The sequence below is a fragment of the Streptomyces sp. NPDC048623 genome, from assembly GCF_040650755.1.
Lineage (GTDB): Bacteria > Actinomycetota > Actinomycetes > Streptomycetales > Streptomycetaceae > Streptomyces.
On the sequence record NZ_JBEZHV010000021.1, the window covers coordinates 22,299 to 37,086 of the forward strand.

Sequence of the window (14,788 nt, forward strand, 5' to 3'; positions counted from 1 at the left end):
GCGAGGAACGGGGCCGCTTCAGTGGGGCCGGGAAGATCAGCCGCCGACGTTGCCGTTCTGGGAGAGGACCTCGCCCAGGATGTGCGACAGAGCGTCGTCGCCCTTCTGCTGCACGGAGTTCTGGGTGCAGGTCTGGTTCGCGACGGGGTTGCCGAGGACGTCCTGGACGGCGATCGGAACACCGATGAGGGCGCCGATCGGCACCTGGGCCTCGATCTTCTGGACGTCGAAGCAGTGGAGGACGCCACCGTTGACGAGACCGAAGTTCGGGCTCATGTAGCCACCGGTGGAGTTGCTGCCGATGGACTGCTTCGACGTGTTGCCGATGATGTTGGCGCTGCCGCCGTCGTTGCCGGCCGCCATCGCCGTGGTCGCGGACATACCGGCGACGGTGGCCGCGACAGCAGCGGTAGCAAGAACCTTCTTGATCACGAGTATTCCTTCTTGAGCTCGATGGCCCGGAGCTCGATGGCCCGGAACTGCTCCGTTGACCGAAGCGTCCTGATCAACTGCCCCGGGAGGGATTGGTTCCGGAGCGTCACCCGGATGCGGTATTCGGCACATGAACGCCATCGGACGGGAACTCGACGGGCAGTCGTTCGGTCATCTCCCGTGACAGGACCGGGCCCTTGGGAACACCGGGCTGTGACGCCGGTCCCTCGCGCCGACGGGTGTCACGCAGGACACTGGGGTCGGACTGTTCGAGTCGGAGCGCGCCGGTGGCTTGACAAGCCGCGGCGGCGCGGGCGGAGGGGGACGCGATGCGGGACAGCCATCGGGCCGAGGCCGAAGGGCTGTTGGCACGGGCCGTGGAGGAAGAGGTACGGCGCTCGGGAGGCCGCTTCGACGGGGCGGTGCCGCTGTCGCGCGGGAAGGCGGCGCTCGACGCGATCGTGGCGCCCGCGGCCGAGGAGTACGCGCACTATCTGCGGGCCGTGGAGGCGGCGGAGGCCGGTCCCGCCTCCCCGGCGGACCTGGCGACACCGGCCGTGGTGACGGCGGTCGCGGCCGTGGCGGCGGTCGGCGGCGACCTCGCGCTCGGTACGGCGGCGGGCACGGCGTTAGGCGCGGGCGCCGTGGTCGCGGTGGCGGGTGCCGCCGCGACCGCCTTCAAGGTCGGCGCGGGCCGGCGGGCCGCCGCGCACCGCAGGGCCGGGGCGGCGGGCCGTCCCGGCGGGGTGGAGCAGCTGCGGCTGCAGTGGCTGACGGCCCTGGAGGTGCGGGGCGTACGCCCGTTCCTGGAGCAGCAGCGGGTGCTGAACCGTACGGCGACGCAGCCCGCGCAGCAGGCGGTGGACCGGCTGCGCGGCGCGGACCGCAGCGCGGCGGCCCGGCGGCGGGCGGTCCTGGAGCAGTCCTTCGGGCAACTTCCGGACGCGACGGGGCCGTTCGCGGGGCGGCGGGCCGAGCTGACCCGGATCACCCAGTGGGTGCAGGCGGGCCGGGCGGCGACGCAGACCCGGCCGACGGTGGTGCTGCTCACCGGTGCGCCGGGCTCGGGCCGTACGACGCTCGCGGTGCGGGCGGCGCACGCGCTGCGGGACCAGTTCCGCGGGGCGTGCGTGGTGGATCTGCGGGGCGGCGCCACGCGCGGACAGCAGCCGCTGTCCACGCGGGAGGCGCTGCTGCACCTGCTCAACCGGCTGGGCGCGCCCCGCGAGCAGTTGCTGTTCCGGGAGCGTTCGTCGGCGGAGCAGCAGGTGCGACGGCTCGCGGAGCTGTACCACCAGCAGCTGACGGGGCTCGCGGTGACGGTGGTCCTGGACGACGCGGTGGATCCGGAGCAGGTGCGCACGCTGATCCCGGAGCGGTCGGACAGCCTGGTCCTGGTGACCTGCCGGGAGCCGCTGGACCTGGGCGAGGACGTGCCGGCCGCGGTGCACGTGCTGCCGGTGGCGGCGTTGGACGCGGCGGGCGCGGAGGAGCTGCTGGGGGCGCCGTCCGGTGCGCGGGGGCCGTACGACGCGGAGGGGTTCGAGCGGGCGCGGGAGCTGTGCGGCGGGCTGCCGCTGGCGCTGCGTACGGCGGGCGCGCTGCTCGACGGGCGGCCGGCGGCGGAGGTGGCGGGGCTGCTCGCGGCGGCGGGCCCGGACGCGGGGCCGGTGGAGCGGGCGCTCGCGGCGGGGTACGCGACCGGGCTCGACGAGGACGGGCGGCGGCTGCTCCGGCGGCTCGCGCTGGCCGGGCGGGCCTCGCTGGGTGCGGCGGCCGCGGCGGCGCTGCTCGGCGGCGGGGCGGCGGACGGGGCGCGGCTGCTCGGGGAGCTGGCGCGGGCCGGGCTGCTCGACCACGTACGCGGGAAGCGCTACCGGCTGCATGACGCGGTGCGCGGGTTCGCGGCCGCGCGGCTTGTCGAGGAGGAGGACCAGGCGCAGATCGCGGCGGCGCAGGAGCGGCTGATCCGTCACTACGCGGAGCTGGCGGACGCGGTGATCCGGATGGTCGACGGCAAGATGTCGACACGGGCGGACCGTTTCGACGGGCACGGGTTCGGTTCGCTGGACGCGGCGCTGCGCTGGCTCGACGAGGAGTCGAGCTTCATCACGGCGACGCTCCGGCACACCGAGGGCGTGGACCAGCAGACGGTGCTCGATCTGCTCGGCGCGCTGTGCGACTACTGCCTGCTGCGCGGCGATCTGTACCGGCTCGGCGAGATCAACGAGCTGACGGAGGCCGTGGGGCAGGGGCTGCTCTCGCGCTCGGTGCAGTGGCGCACCGGTATCGCGGCACGGCAGCTGGGCGAGCTGGACAAGGCGCGTACGACGCTGACCTCGGTGGTGTCGCTGTACCAGGAGGCGCACCAGGACGCGGGCGCGGCGCTCGCGCTGTGCTCGCTCGGCATCACGCTGCACCACCAGGGGCAGCTGGCGGAGGCGGCGGCCCGGCTGCGGGAGGCGCTGGCGCTGCAGGAGCCGGAGTCGCTGGCGGCCGACCGGGGCTGGACGCTGCACGCGCTGGGGGCGGTCGAGCGGGACCGGGGCCGGCTCGCGGAGGCGCTCGATCTGCTCGACCGGGCGCTCGCGCTGCACCGGGAGCACGAGTCGGTGCACGGCGAGGCGTGGGCGCACTTCCAGCTGGGCCAGGTGCGGCTGCGGACGGGCGAGGTGGAGCGGGCTGAGCGGGAGCTGCGGCTCGCGCTCGAACGGTACGGGCGGACCCGGGACGGGCGCGGCGAGGCCTGGGCGCTGACCCAGCTGGCCCGGGCGCGGCTGGCCGCCGGGGACGTGGGTCCCGCGGTGGACGGGCTGCGGCAGGCGCTGTCCCGGCACCGTGAGCAGGAGGACGCCCGCGGCGAGGCCTGGACCCTCTACTACCTGGGGCACGCCCTGGAGGAGCGGGGCGACCGGGACCAGGCGGTGCGGGAGCTGGAGCGGGCGCGGACGATGTTCTCGCGGATGCGCGACGTCTACGGCTTGGCATGCGCCCGCCACCATTCGGGCCGGGTCACCCGCGACCAGCGCGCCGCCCAGACCGGCAACCTGCGCAACTCCGGCTTCGCCCGCCAGCTCCTGATGGACGCCCGGGCCGACTTCCGGCGCATCGGCGTGGCCCACGGCGAGGCCTGGACCTGCCTGGAGTTGGCCGTCGTCGACGCGGGCAACGGCCGCACCACCCAGGCCCTGGGCCTGTGCGAGGAGGCCGCCGCGCTCTTCCTCTCGTACGGCGACCGCCGCGGCGCCGACTGGGCCCGCTTCCTGCGCTGCACCCTGCTCCCGGACCCTGCCTCCGCCCGCGAGGACCTCGCCGCCCTCACCGCCGACCCCCACCCCGCCCGCGACCCCCACCTCACCGACTGCGCCGACTCCTACCCCCTGATCCTCGACCGCGCCACCGCCCCGGACGGGGCCTGGCAGGCCTGGGACCTGGGCATGATCCCGGGCCGGCAGGCGCAGGAGGTGATGGGGGTGGCGGTGGGGTAGGCGGCGGGGGTACGGGGCGGGGCCGGCCGGGCCGGAGCCGGGCCGGGCGGGGGCCGGGCCAGGCGGTGCCAGCCCGGCGGGCAGCGCCAGGACCGGCGTGCCAGGGGCCCAGCGGGGGGGCCAGACCCAGAGCCCGGCCGGGCAGAGCCAGGACCCGGCAGAGCCGAGGTCCCGGCGTGCCGGGGCAGGCCCAGACCGGCGGCGGGCAGCGGATCAGGCCCGGCGGGGCCGGGGCGCCGGGCGAGGCGGGGCCGGGCCCCGGGCCGTGGTCCGGCGTGGCCAGGCCAGCAGCCCGTGCAGCTCCGCGAGGATCGTGGGAGCCGCGACAGCCTTTCCCCCGCCAGGCACCCGGCATCAGGCCCGGCGGGCCAGGGCCGGGCCCGGCCGGCCTGGAGCCCGGGCAAGGCAGAGCCGGGACCTGGCAGAGCCAGGGTCCGGCGGATCAGGCCTGGCGGGCCAAGGGCCCGTCACGGCCCGGCGCGGCGCGGCCGGAAGTCAGCAGGGCCCGGCCCGGCCGAAGGCCGGCAGGCCCGGCGGGCCAAGGGCCCGTCTCGGCCCGGCGCCGGCTGGGAGTCAGCAGGCCCGGCCCGGCCAGAGGCCCCGGGCCGGGCCGGGCCGGGCCGACCGGGCCGACCGGGCCTGCCGGGCCTGCCGGGCCGACCGGGCCGACCGGGCCGACCGGGCCGACCGGGCAACGCCCCCAGGGCCCCGGCGGTGCCGGGGCCCTGGGGCGTGCGGTTCGTTACTTCTTCGCCGGGCCCTCGGGCGCCGTGCCGGCCGTCGCCGCCGTCGCGGGGTCCGGGGCCTCGGTGAAGTCGACCTTGTGCATGTGGCGGGTCATCGACTTCATCAGGAACCAGACGCCCAGCGCCAGGACGGCGAAGACGATGAAGCCGAGGACGCCGGGGGTCACCTTGTTCTCGTCCAGTGCCTTCGCGGCGACGGGGACGAACTCGGTCAGTGCCAGGTGTGCGCTCATGCTAGGCATTGTCGCGGATGCCCGAGAAGAGGTCGCTCTCGGGGAGGGAGGTGTCCACGAGCGACTTGCTGAGCTCGTACTCCTCGGTCGGCCAGACCTCCTTCTGGATCTCCATCGGGACGCGGAACCAGCCGCCGTCGGGGTCGATCTGGGTGCGGTGGGCGATCAGGGCCTTGTCGCGGGTCTCGAAGAAGTCCGCGCACGGCACGAAGGTGGTCAGGGTCCGCTCCTTGCGCTCGAACTCGTCCCAGCGCTTCAGCCAGTCCTCGTACGGGGACTCCAGACCCCGGTCGAGCAGGGCCTTGTGCAGGGCCTCGGTGCGCGGGCGGTTGAAGCCCTGGTTGTAGTAGAGCTTGCGCGGCTCGTGCGCCGGGCCGTACTCCTCCTCGGAGTACTTCTCGGTGTCGGTCGCGCCCTCGAAGGCCACCATCGTGATCTTGTGGGTCATGATGTGGTCGGGGTGCGGATACCCCCCGTTCTCGTCGTAGGTCGTGATGACCTGGGGACGGAACGCGCGGATCTTGCGGACCAGCTCGCCCGCCGCCGCGTCCACGTCCTCCAGGGCGAAGCAGCCCTCGGGCAGCGGGGGCAGCGGGTCGCCCTCGGGCAGGCCCGAGTCCACGAAGCCCAGCCACTCCTGCTTCACGCCCAGGATCTCGCGGGCCTCGTCCATCTCCTTGCGGCGCACCTCGTGGATGTTCGCCTCGATGTAGGGGTCGCCCTGGAGCTTCGGGTTGAGGATGGAGCCGCGCTCACCGCCCGTGCAGGTCACCACAAGGACCTCCACCCCCTCGGACACGTACTTCGCCATCGTGGCCGCGCCCTTGCTCGACTCGTCGTCGGGGTGGGCGTGAACGGCCATCAGTCGCAGCTGCTCAGTCAAGACTCGGTCCTCAGTCATTCGTCGCCTAGGGAGGTCTCTATAGTGACGGAATCGGGGGAGGGAAAATTCCGGCTACCCCGGCGGCGAGAGGAACGATCATGGGCGCGGTGCGAGAGCGGCTGCCCGAGGGGCGCTACGGGCGCCCGGCGGACGCACGGGCCGACCGCCAGCTCAGGATCGCCGCCGTCGTCGTCGGAACGCTCTTCCTCGCCGTGGTCGGCTGGTTCGGCTGGCACTACGTCGCCGGCAGCAAGATCAGCGCCGAGGTGATCCGGTTCGCCGTGGTGAGCGACACCGAGGTCCAGGTCCATCTGGAGATCCGCAAGGACGCGGGCGTCAAGGGCGTCTGCACCCTGCGCTCGCGCTCCGAGGACGGCGCCGAGGTCGGCCGCAAGGACGTCCGCGTCGACGAGGCCGCCGACCGGATCGACAAGGTCTACACGATCCGCACCACCGCCCGGGCCACCACCGGCGAGCTCGTCGGGTGTACGGCCCCGTAGCGGTGGGTAGGGAGCCGGGAACGAACCTCCCGGCAGGCCACCTCGGTGACCTGGGGTGACGTAAAGCCCGCGGTTATGTCCTCCCGCTTTTCGCCACTCATTGTTAGGCTCGTGGTTTCGCCCGCTCGGAAGGCCCAAGAAGGCGCAAGCTGGACATGCGGCATTTCCGCTCAGGGCGAGCTTTTGTATTCCCAGTACCTACGAGGAGCACCTGTGACCCAGACCAGCGACAACGTCACCTGGCTCACCCAGGAGGCGTACAACAAGCTCAAGGAGGAGCTTGCGTACCTGTCTGGTCCCGCGCGTACCGAGATCGCCGCGAAGATCGCCGCGGCGCGCGAGGAGGGCGACCTGCGGGAGAACGGCGGGTACCACGCGGCCAAGGAGGAGCAGGGCAAGCAGGAGCTCCGGGTCCGCCAGCTCACGCAGCTCCTGCAGAACGCCCAGGTCGGCGAGGCCTCGGCCGCGGACGGCGTCGTCGGGCCCGGCATGGTCGTGACCATCGCCTTCGACGGCGACGAGGACGACACGATGACCTTCCTGCTCGCCTCCCGCGAGTACGCGAGCGACGACATCGAGACCTACTCGCCGCAGTCCCCGCTCGGCCTCGGCGTCAACGGCAAGAACGCCGGCGACGACGCCGAGTACGAGCTGCCGAACGGCAAGAAGGCCATGGTGAAGATCCTCAGCGCCAAGCCCTACACCGGCTGAGCCCTGCACCCGGGCAGAGGGCCGGATCCCGTGAAGGGGTCCGGCCTTCGCCATGCCCATGTCGGTCCCCCGTGCAATGATCATGTGTCGGTCGCACAAGGGGGGATGGGGCGGATGCTGGGACCACTGCGCGCGGGATCGCCGCGGCGGATCGGACCGTACGAGGTGCTCGCCACGCTCGGCGCAGGCGGCATGGGCGAGGTGTATCTGGCGCGGGGTGAAGCCGGGGGCGGGACCGGGGGCGGGACCGCGGGCTCCGCGGACGGCCCGGGCTCCTCGGGCGGCGCCGACGTCGCGTACGTCGCCGTGAAGACCGTACGGCGTGATGTCGCCGGCGAGCCCGCCTTCCGCGAGCGCTTCCGCCGCGAGATCAAGGTGGCCGGTCTGGTCCGGAGCGCGTACGCCGCCGCACCCGTCGGCGGGGACGCCGACGCCGACCCGCCCTGGCTCGCGACCGCCTACGTGCCCGGCCCCAGCCTCGCCCAGGCCGTACGGCGCGGCGGCCCGCTGCCCGTCGCCACGGTGCGGGCGCTCGGCGCCCGGATCGCCCGCGCGCTCGCCGACCTGCACGCCGCCGGGGTGCTGCACCGCGACCTCAAGCCCGGCAACGTCATGCTCGCCGTCGACGGCCCGCGCCTGATCGACTTCGGCATCGCACGGGCGAGCGGCGCGACCACCATGACCGCGACCGGCCTCATGGTCGGCACCCCCTCCTTCATGTCGCCCGAGCACGTGGCCGGCGCCCGGCACGTGACTGGCGCCTCCGACGTCTTCTGCCTCGGTTCCCTGCTCTGTCACGCGGCGACCGGCGAGGACCCGTTCGGCGACGGCCCGGTGGCCGCCGTTCTCTACCGCGTCTCGCAGGCCGAGGCCGACCTGACGCGGGTGCCGGAGGAGCTGCGCGGGGTCGTCGCCGCGTGCCTGGCCCGCGACCCGGCGGACCGGCCGGCCCCGGAGGCCCTGGTGGAGCTCCTGGGCGGCACCGACGGGCGCGTGCCCGCCTGGCCGGAGGCCGTACGGGAGCACATCGGCGCGTACGGGCAGGAGCTCGCCCAGCTCGTCGCGGCGGGCGGCCCGCTGCTCGAACTGCCTCCGGCGCCGGCCCCCGCCGCCGCGCCCGGCCTCCACGCGGCACCGACACAGGCCCCGACGGCCGCACCCGTGACGGCACCCGTGACGGCTCCCCCGCCGAAGCGGCGCCGCCGCGGCCTGATCGCCGCGGTGACGGCCCTGGCGGTGCTGGGCGCGGGCGTCGGCGCGTATCTGCTCTGGCCTGACCAGCCCCAGACCCCCCGCAGGCCCACCGCCGCCCCGCCCGCCCCCTCCGGCCCCCGGATCCCCGGCGTCGACGACCGCGGCCTGGCCGACGCCTCCGGGGTCGTCCCGCAGAACGCGGCCCAGCGCCCGGCCGGCTGGAAGCCGTGGCAGGCGAAGCTGACAGCGCCGGCGTTCGGCTGCTCGGGGAACGAGAAGGCGCTGGTGTGCCGGACGACGGACGGGCGGTACGAGGCGCTGGACCCGGCGAACGGGAAGACGCTGTGGGAGGCGGGGCTCAACGGCGACAAGCCGGGCGGCAAGAGTTACATGACCGACCACGGCCTCCCGTGGATCACCGACAAGGCCGGCCGGCCCACCGTCCACGACTCCGTCGTCGTGCTCACCGGCGAGGACCGGCTCCAGGTGCGTGACCTGCGCACCGGCGCGGTCCGCTGGGAGAACCACGACAGGATCCGGGGCACCCAGGGCGTCGCCTCACGGCCGATCGTCGCCGACGGCATGCTCTTCGCGGCGACCAGGTCCCCCGGCGACGAAAGCAGTCGCCGGACCGGCATGACCGCGTACGACCTCGCCGACGGCCACACGCTGTGGACGACGGAGCTCACCAACACCGAGATCGCGTACGTCGACATGCGCGGCTTCGAACCGGTCGCCTACGCGAAGGGCACGGTGTACGCGCTCAGCGCCGGCGGACTCGCCGCGTACGACGCGAGGACCGGCGCCCTGCGCGGGCAGGTCGACCGGGACGCGCGCGGCTGCGAGACGCTGAAGGTGCTCGGTGCCGCGGCCTACTGCGTGACCGTTCCGCGGAAGATCGGCGTGCGGCCGGAGCTGCGGCTCCTGGACGCGGCCACGCTCGCCTCGAAGGGCGGTCTGCCCGTCCCGGTCGGCAAGCTCGCGCCCGACGTGATCACTCCGAAGGCGGCGGTCTCCTTCGAGGTGAAGTGGACCACCGATCAGTCCGGGATCCGCACCGGCGGCTCGGACGGCACGCTGAAGGTCGACGACCCGGAGGATGGGCGCGAGCTCGCCTCGTACTCCTCGAAGGCGACGCCGTCCGGCCTCGCGCAGAGGTGGTCGGCGCCGCTGCTCGCCGGCGACCAGGTCGTGTACGCGGACTACTCCGCCCTCTACACCGTGCGGCTCGGCCCGGACGGGAAGCCGGGCGGGGTGAAGGCGACTCCGGTCCCGGGCGCGCCGGGCCCGCGGGCCGAGGAGGACAGCCGCGACATGAGCATCGGCGGGATCGTCTACGAGCGGATGATGCGGGAGCCCGAGGTACTGCCGGTCGGCGGGATCGCCTACCTCGTCTACGACAAGGGCGTCGTGGCCTCCGTAGAGCTGCCCAACTGACGCAGTGACGCAGTGACGTACTGAGAGGACTCCTTCGTGCTGGAAGCACTGCCCGCCGGGCCGCCGCGGCTCGTCGGCCCCTACCGGCTGCTCGCCCGGCTCGGCGCGGGCGGCATGGGCGAGGTCCATCTGGCCTGCCGGGTGGACGCGCCGACGGCCGATCCGTACCGCATGGTCGCGGTCAAGACCGTGCGGGAGGAGCTGGCGCCCGACGAGGACTTCCGGACCCGCTTCCGGCGCGAGATCACGGCGGCGCGGGCGGTCCGCAGCCCGTACGCGGCGCAGCTCGTCGACGCGGACGCCGACGCGCCGTCGCCGTGGCTGGCGACCGAGTACGTGCCGGGCCCGTCCCTCGCCGAGGCGGTCGTACGGGCCGGGGCGCTGCCGCTCGCGGCGGTACGGGCCCTGGGCGCGGCGCTCGCGCGGGCGCTTGACGCGGTGCACGGGGCGCAGGTTCTGCACCGGGACCTGAAGCCGGCGAACGTGCTGCTCGGGGCCGCCGGGCCGAAGCTGATCGACTTCGGCATCGCGCAGGCCTTCGAGGCGACGGCGCTGACCTCGACGGGGCTGGTCGTCGGCTCACCCGGCTTCATGTCTCCGGAGCATCTGATCGGCAGCCGGGCGGTCGTGCCCGCGTCGGACGTGTTCTGTCTGGGCGCGGTGCTCGCGTTCGCGGCGAGCGGGCAAGGGCCGTTCCAGGACGACGAGATGGCGGCGGTGATCTACCGGATCAGCCGGGCCGAGGCCGAACTGACGGGTGTGCCGGAGGAGTTGCGTCCGGTCGTCGAGCGCTGTCTGCGGCTCGACCCGGCGGAGCGACCGTCGGCGGCGGAGCTGGTGGAGCTCCTTGGCGGCGGGGACGCTTCGGGCGTCTTTCCGTGGCCGGGCGGGGTGTTGTCGCTGCTCGCCGAGTACGGGGACGCGGCGCGGAAGGCCGGGGAGGCGGCCGCGTCGGGGGCGGGCGTGGCGGATCTGCCGACGCTGGGGCCGGTGGTGCCCTACTCCCCCACGGCGGCGGGCTTTCGGCCGGCCGAGCCCTCGGCGCCCGGGCCGCGGCGCCGCCCGTGGGGGCGGATCGTGGCCGCGGCGGTCGCGGTGGCGGTCGTGGCGACGGTGGGTGTGGTCGTCCTCGACCGGCAGGGCGGGCAGGGAAGTGCGACGGCGCAGGGGCCCACGGGATCCGCGTCCGCGTCCCCGTCCTCGTCCGCGTCCGGTCCCGGCGCGCCGCAGACGCTGAGCCAGGTCGTCCTGCCGTACGGCGGCGAGGGCCACACCGGCGACTTCGGGAAGGCGGCGACGGACCGGGCGTACCGCCCGGCAGGCTGGTCGCCGTGGACCTACCGGGCCAGGACCAGGATCGACGCGTGCGCCCTCGCCCCCAAGGTGCTCGTGTGCGCCGGGGGCGGGGGCCAGGCCCTGGGCCTGCGGGCCTCGGACGGCAAGAAGCTGTGGTCGGTGCCGCCGCCGCGGGATGTGTCGCTCGATGAGCTTGAGGCGCTCTCGTCGCCCGCCTATCCGGCCGTCGTCGGCGACACGGTGTACCTCACGGGCCGGAACGGGGTGACGGCATACGGGGTCGAGGACGGCAAGGAGCGGGGGAAGATCCCCGCGCCCGGGCCCGACTGGGCGGGGAAGGGCTCCGAGCTGCGCGACGGCGTCCTCTACTCCGCCTATCTCGACGTCACCGACGGGCAGAAGGCGCTCGTCACCGCGGCACGCGTCGACGGCAAGGGCGGCGGCAAGGAACTGTGGCGCCATGAACTCAAGGGCATCCCGGAGCAGTTGGTCGCCGGTGAGGGGAGGGTGTACGTCCCGCTCAGGGGCGGGGTCCCGGTGGCGCTGGATGCCGTGACGGGCGAGGAGACGGCTCGCGGGGCAGCAGGGGCCGAGTGCCCCGCCGTGGTGGTGCACAAGGAGTCGGTGCTCTGCCGGGCGCCGGGGAACGACGGCGTCCTGGTGCTGGACGCCCGGACCCTGCGGCTGAAGCGCACCCTCCGCACGGGTCCCTCGTTCACCGGCGAACCCGTGGTGAGCGCGGACGGCATCGTCGCCGTGACCGGCGGCGAGACCGGCCACACCGTGGCCACCTACGACCTGGAGAGCGGGAAGGAACTGGTTCGCGCGGACATACTCCCCTCCCACCCCGAACTGACCCGGGTCTACTTCGCCGGTGACGTGGCCGTGGCGGTCGGCGGGAAATGGGCGTACTCCTTCCCCGCCTCCGGTCCGGTGCGTGACCACACGGACCTCGAGACCTTCGAGGCCGTCCTTCCGAAGGGCGCCGAAGAGAAGCTCCTGACCTCCACCGAGGCACTGGTCAGCGGCGGGACGGTGTTCCTGCCCTACGGCGAGGTGGTCGTCTCCGGCTATCTGCCCTGACCCGCGTCCACAGGCGCGGGCCGGGGCAGTCGCCCGTCACACCGTCGCCGACCGGTACTTCCGCACCGACAGCGTCCGGAACACCACGATGATCAGGACCGACCAGAGCAGTGACGCCAGGACCGAGTGCTGCATCGGCCAGGCGCCGGAGGTGGAGACGCCGGGGTTGCCGAAGAGTTCGCGGCAGGCCTGGACGGTGGCGCTGAAGGGGTTCCATTCGGCGATGGGCTGCAGCCAGGACGGCAGGTGGCTGGAGTCCACGAACGCGTTCGAGATGAACGTGACCGGGAAGAGCCAGATCAGACCGCCGGACGTGGCCGCCTCCGGCGTGCGGACCGAGAGGCCGATGAGGGCGCCGATCCAGGAGAACGCGTAGCCGAGGAGGAGCAGCAGGGCGAAGGCGAGGAGCGCCTTGGGGATGCCCTCGTGGATCCGCCAGCCGACGAGGAGGGCGACGATCACCAGGACCACGACGGTCAGGGCCGTCTGCACCAGGTCGGCGAGGGTGCGGCCGGTGAGGACCGCGCCGCGGGCCATCGGCAGGGAGCGGAAGCGGTCGATGAGGCCCTTGTGCATGTCGTCGGCGATGCCCGCGCCCGCGCCGGCCGTGGCGAAGGTGACGGTCTGGGCGAAGATGCCGGCCATCAGGAACTCGCGGTAGACCTGTGGCGAGGTGGAGGTGCCGATCTGCATCGAGCCTCCGAAGACATAGCTGAACAGCACGACGAACATGACCGGCTGGATCATCCCGAAGATGATCATCTCCGGGAAGACGCTTCCGCCGTTTCACTCTCGTTGCAGCTCACGGAGTGCTTTCGTTCGCCGGCCGCCCGGCTCGTCACGCTGTCGTCCACTGCGCCAGTCACGTGCATCGACGGGAGCACGTACAGGGGCGGCACAGGCACCCCCAGGAAGGGCGACAGGGCCTCCAGTGCCTTCTCGTACTCACCCGAGCCGAACCAGGCGTGCACGCGCCGATACAGCGTCGCGTAGGTGCGTCCGCCGATCCGCTCGTCCCCGCTGTAACTGTTCCAGGCCCGCCCAGTGCGCAGCTTGTCCAGCATCACCTCGAAGCCGCCGCGTACGTCCTTCCACTGGCGATTGGAGGACAGGATGTCCCTGACCTTGGCCCACATCTCATCTGTCACGGTCGCCGGGATCGGGGTGCCGGTCTCGCGGTGCCACTCAGTGATCGGGTCGACCAGGCCCTTGTGGCGAGGCCGTCCCTTGTCGGTGATCTGAACCTCTACCCTCAGCAGGTCGAGCACGTCCTGCTTCTGGTCCAGGGTGAAGTCGTCCATGTTCCCGTCGACCTTCTCGACCAGGGACATCAGGTGTGCGGCCCGTCCCTCCTGCGCCTCGGCCTCCGTCAGCCAGTCAGACACCCGGTCGCGCTCCTCGATCAGCTCATCGATCTTCGCGTTCAGCTCGGCCCTCAGTTCCTCGACGAGGGTCGCGTCGTCGCCGTCCTCGTCGTCATCGACAGATGCCAGGAGCAGGGCGATCTTGCGCCTGCGGGAAGCCTTCTTCTTCTCGACCTCGGTATCCAGCTCGACCAGGCGGCGGCGGTAGGAGCTAGCGCGCTCGGGGACGGTGCCCAGCCAACCCTCGATCAGGGCGTGGAGCTTGTCCTTGTCGGCCATGAGGCTCTTGACCTCACCCCAGACCGCCGCGTCTACCTCGTCGGCCGGCAGCTCCCAGCAGTCGTGATCCTGGACGCCCTCGCGCGTGCCCATGCACCGGTAGTACCGATCGTCGGTGCCGGGGGTCGTCGCGCCAGTGCGGTGCGTGCCACACAGGGAGAAGAGGCGGTTCGAGAGCAGGTACTTACTGGCGGGCCTACTTTTGGGGCGAGATCCCGCGTCCAGGATGGCGAGCAGCTCGGCGGCCCGGTCGTCAGGCAGGGGCTTGGGGATCTCTACGCGGTACGAGGTCTCGATGGGCTCGCCGTCCTCGTTCGTACCGGCGAAGGTGAAGTCGACGTAGCCCTTCAGTCCGGCGCGCAGGCGTCCGGCGAGGTTGCCGCCGGTCCACTCCTTGCCCTGGCGGCTGCGGTGGTTCAGCGCGTTCATGGAGCGGGCCCCATCCTCGCGGCTGGGGATCTCGGGGGCGTCGATGAAGATCTTGGCGGCGTCCTCGAACTGCTTGACCTCGGCGGGGTTGAGGACGGGGTTGCCGTCGTTGTCGAGCATGATGCCGAAGGGGGGTTCGCCAAGGGGCCAGCCGCCGACCGCGACCTTCTGCATTCGGCCGCCCATCGTGCGCTCCAGGATCAGCGCGTGCTCGACCTCGGCCATGTACGCGAGGAGGGAGAGCTGGATGCCGAACATGTCGTCGTCGGAGTCGATCCGGCCGTCGGCGGTGGCGACGCGGACGCCCTTGTCGGTGACGTCGTAGACCCAGCGGTGGATGTTCTTCATCGTGCGGCCGATGCGGTCGAGCTTGCCGAACACAATCATGTCGAGGCGGCCGGCCATCGCGTCAGCGGTCATGCGGTCCAGCTCGTCGCGGCTGGCGAGCTTGCCCGAGACTCCGCCGTCTATGTACACATCCACGATGACGTGATTGAGGCCGCGCATCGCGTAGGCGATCCAGGCGCGGCACTGATCCTCCTGCACCTTCAGGCCGTAGCCTTCGAGCTGCTGCGCAGTGGAAACGCGCAGGTAGATGGCTATGCGGATGACCTGCTTGCCGATCTGCTTGCGCGGAAGAACTCGCGCCCCCATGACACTCTCCCCATGTGATAAAGAGACCCCCGAGCACCAGCCCGGGGGTCTTCGCTGTG

At 73.0% G+C, this 14,788-nt stretch carries 10 protein-coding genes; 5 read left to right on the forward strand and 5 right to left on the reverse strand.

Features of this window, described 5'->3' with window-relative positions; all coding sequences use genetic code 11:
• Nucleotides 1-36: 36 nt before the first annotated feature.
• Nucleotides 37-432, reverse strand: coding sequence for a rodlin (locus AB0C73_RS26590; protein WP_362534821.1), 396 nt, complete (start codon nucleotides 430-432; stop codon nucleotides 37-39).
• A gap of 329 nt (nucleotides 433-761) precedes the next feature.
• Here AB0C73_RS26590 and AB0C73_RS26595 point away from each other — a divergent pair, with 329 nt between their 5' ends.
• Nucleotides 762-3,920 (forward strand): tetratricopeptide repeat protein, encoded by a 3,159-nt coding sequence (locus AB0C73_RS26595; RefSeq protein WP_362534823.1) that lies wholly within the window; start codon nucleotides 762-764, stop codon nucleotides 3,918-3,920.
• Between the two features lie 742 nt (nucleotides 3,921-4,662).
• Here the strand turns inward: AB0C73_RS26595 and AB0C73_RS26600 are convergent.
• On the reverse strand, nucleotides 4,663-4,899 hold the full coding sequence (locus AB0C73_RS26600) for a hypothetical protein (RefSeq protein ID WP_362534826.1): 237 nt from the start codon (nucleotides 4,897-4,899) through the stop codon (nucleotides 4,663-4,665).
• Nucleotide 4,900: 1 nt separating this feature from the next.
• Nucleotides 4,901-5,782, reverse strand: coding sequence for a mycothiol conjugate amidase Mca (gene mca / locus AB0C73_RS26605; RefSeq protein ID WP_362534829.1), 882 nt, complete (start codon nucleotides 5,780-5,782; stop codon nucleotides 4,901-4,903).
• A 98-nt stretch (nucleotides 5,783-5,880) separates the two neighbouring features.
• Between mca and AB0C73_RS26610 the strand changes: the two genes are divergently transcribed.
• From AB0C73_RS26610 to AB0C73_RS26625, 4 genes are all read left to right on the forward strand, one after another.
• On the forward strand, nucleotides 5,881-6,282 hold the full coding sequence (locus AB0C73_RS26610; protein ID WP_362534831.1) for a DUF4307 domain-containing protein: 402 nt from the start codon (nucleotides 5,881-5,883) through the stop codon (nucleotides 6,280-6,282).
• Nucleotides 6,283-6,495: 213 nt separating this feature from the next.
• Nucleotides 6,496-6,993, forward strand: a complete 498-nt coding sequence (gene greA, locus AB0C73_RS26615) for a transcription elongation factor GreA (RefSeq protein WP_362534833.1) — start codon at nucleotides 6,496-6,498, stop codon at nucleotides 6,991-6,993.
• Nucleotides 6,994-7,107: 114 nt separating this feature from the next.
• Entirely contained in the window at nucleotides 7,108-9,624 is a 2,517-nt protein-coding gene (locus AB0C73_RS26620; protein WP_362534836.1) for a PQQ-binding-like beta-propeller repeat protein, read from the forward strand.
• Between the two features lie 36 nt (nucleotides 9,625-9,660).
• The gene (locus tag AB0C73_RS26625) at nucleotides 9,661-12,003 is read left to right on the forward strand and encodes a protein kinase (protein WP_362534839.1); all 2,343 of its coding nucleotides are present in this window, start codon (nucleotides 9,661-9,663) and stop codon (nucleotides 12,001-12,003) included.
• Nucleotides 12,004-12,039: 36 nt separating this feature from the next.
• On the opposite strand, the gene AB0C73_RS26630 is transcribed toward AB0C73_RS26625, so the two are convergent.
• Together AB0C73_RS26630 and AB0C73_RS26635 are read right to left on the reverse strand one after the other, a co-directional pair.
• Nucleotides 12,040-12,765, reverse strand: a complete 726-nt coding sequence (locus AB0C73_RS26630; RefSeq protein ID WP_362534842.1) for an ABC transporter permease — start codon at nucleotides 12,763-12,765, stop codon at nucleotides 12,040-12,042.
• Complete coding sequence (locus AB0C73_RS26635; protein ID WP_362534844.1) at nucleotides 12,762-14,729, reverse strand: recombinase family protein; 1,968 nt, start codon at nucleotides 14,727-14,729, stop codon at nucleotides 12,762-12,764. The genes AB0C73_RS26630 and AB0C73_RS26635 overlap by 4 nt, the downstream gene beginning before the upstream one ends.
• Nucleotides 14,730-14,788 lie beyond the last annotated feature (59 nt).

Bases quoted from the DNA above. Each gene is read 5' to 3' on its own strand.
- AB0C73_RS26595 (WP_362534823.1), top strand. From the start codon at position 762: ATGCGGGACAGCCATCGGGCCGAGGCCGAAGGGCTGTTGGCACGGGCC.
- AB0C73_RS26600 (WP_362534826.1), bottom strand. From the start codon at position 4,899: ATGAGCGCACACCTGGCACTGACCGAGTTCGTCCCCGTCGCCGCGAAG.
- AB0C73_RS26610 (WP_362534831.1), top strand. From the start codon at position 5,881: ATGGGCGCGGTGCGAGAGCGGCTGCCCGAGGGGCGCTACGGGCGCCCG.
- AB0C73_RS26620 (WP_362534836.1), top strand. From the start codon at position 7,108: ATGCTGGGACCACTGCGCGCGGGATCGCCGCGGCGGATCGGACCGTAC.
- AB0C73_RS26630 (WP_362534842.1), bottom strand. From the start codon at position 12,765: ATGATCATCTTCGGGATGATCCAGCCGGTCATGTTCGTCGTGCTGTTC.
- AB0C73_RS26635 (WP_362534844.1), bottom strand. From the start codon at position 14,729: ATGGGGGCGCGAGTTCTTCCGCGCAAGCAGATCGGCAAGCAGGTCATC.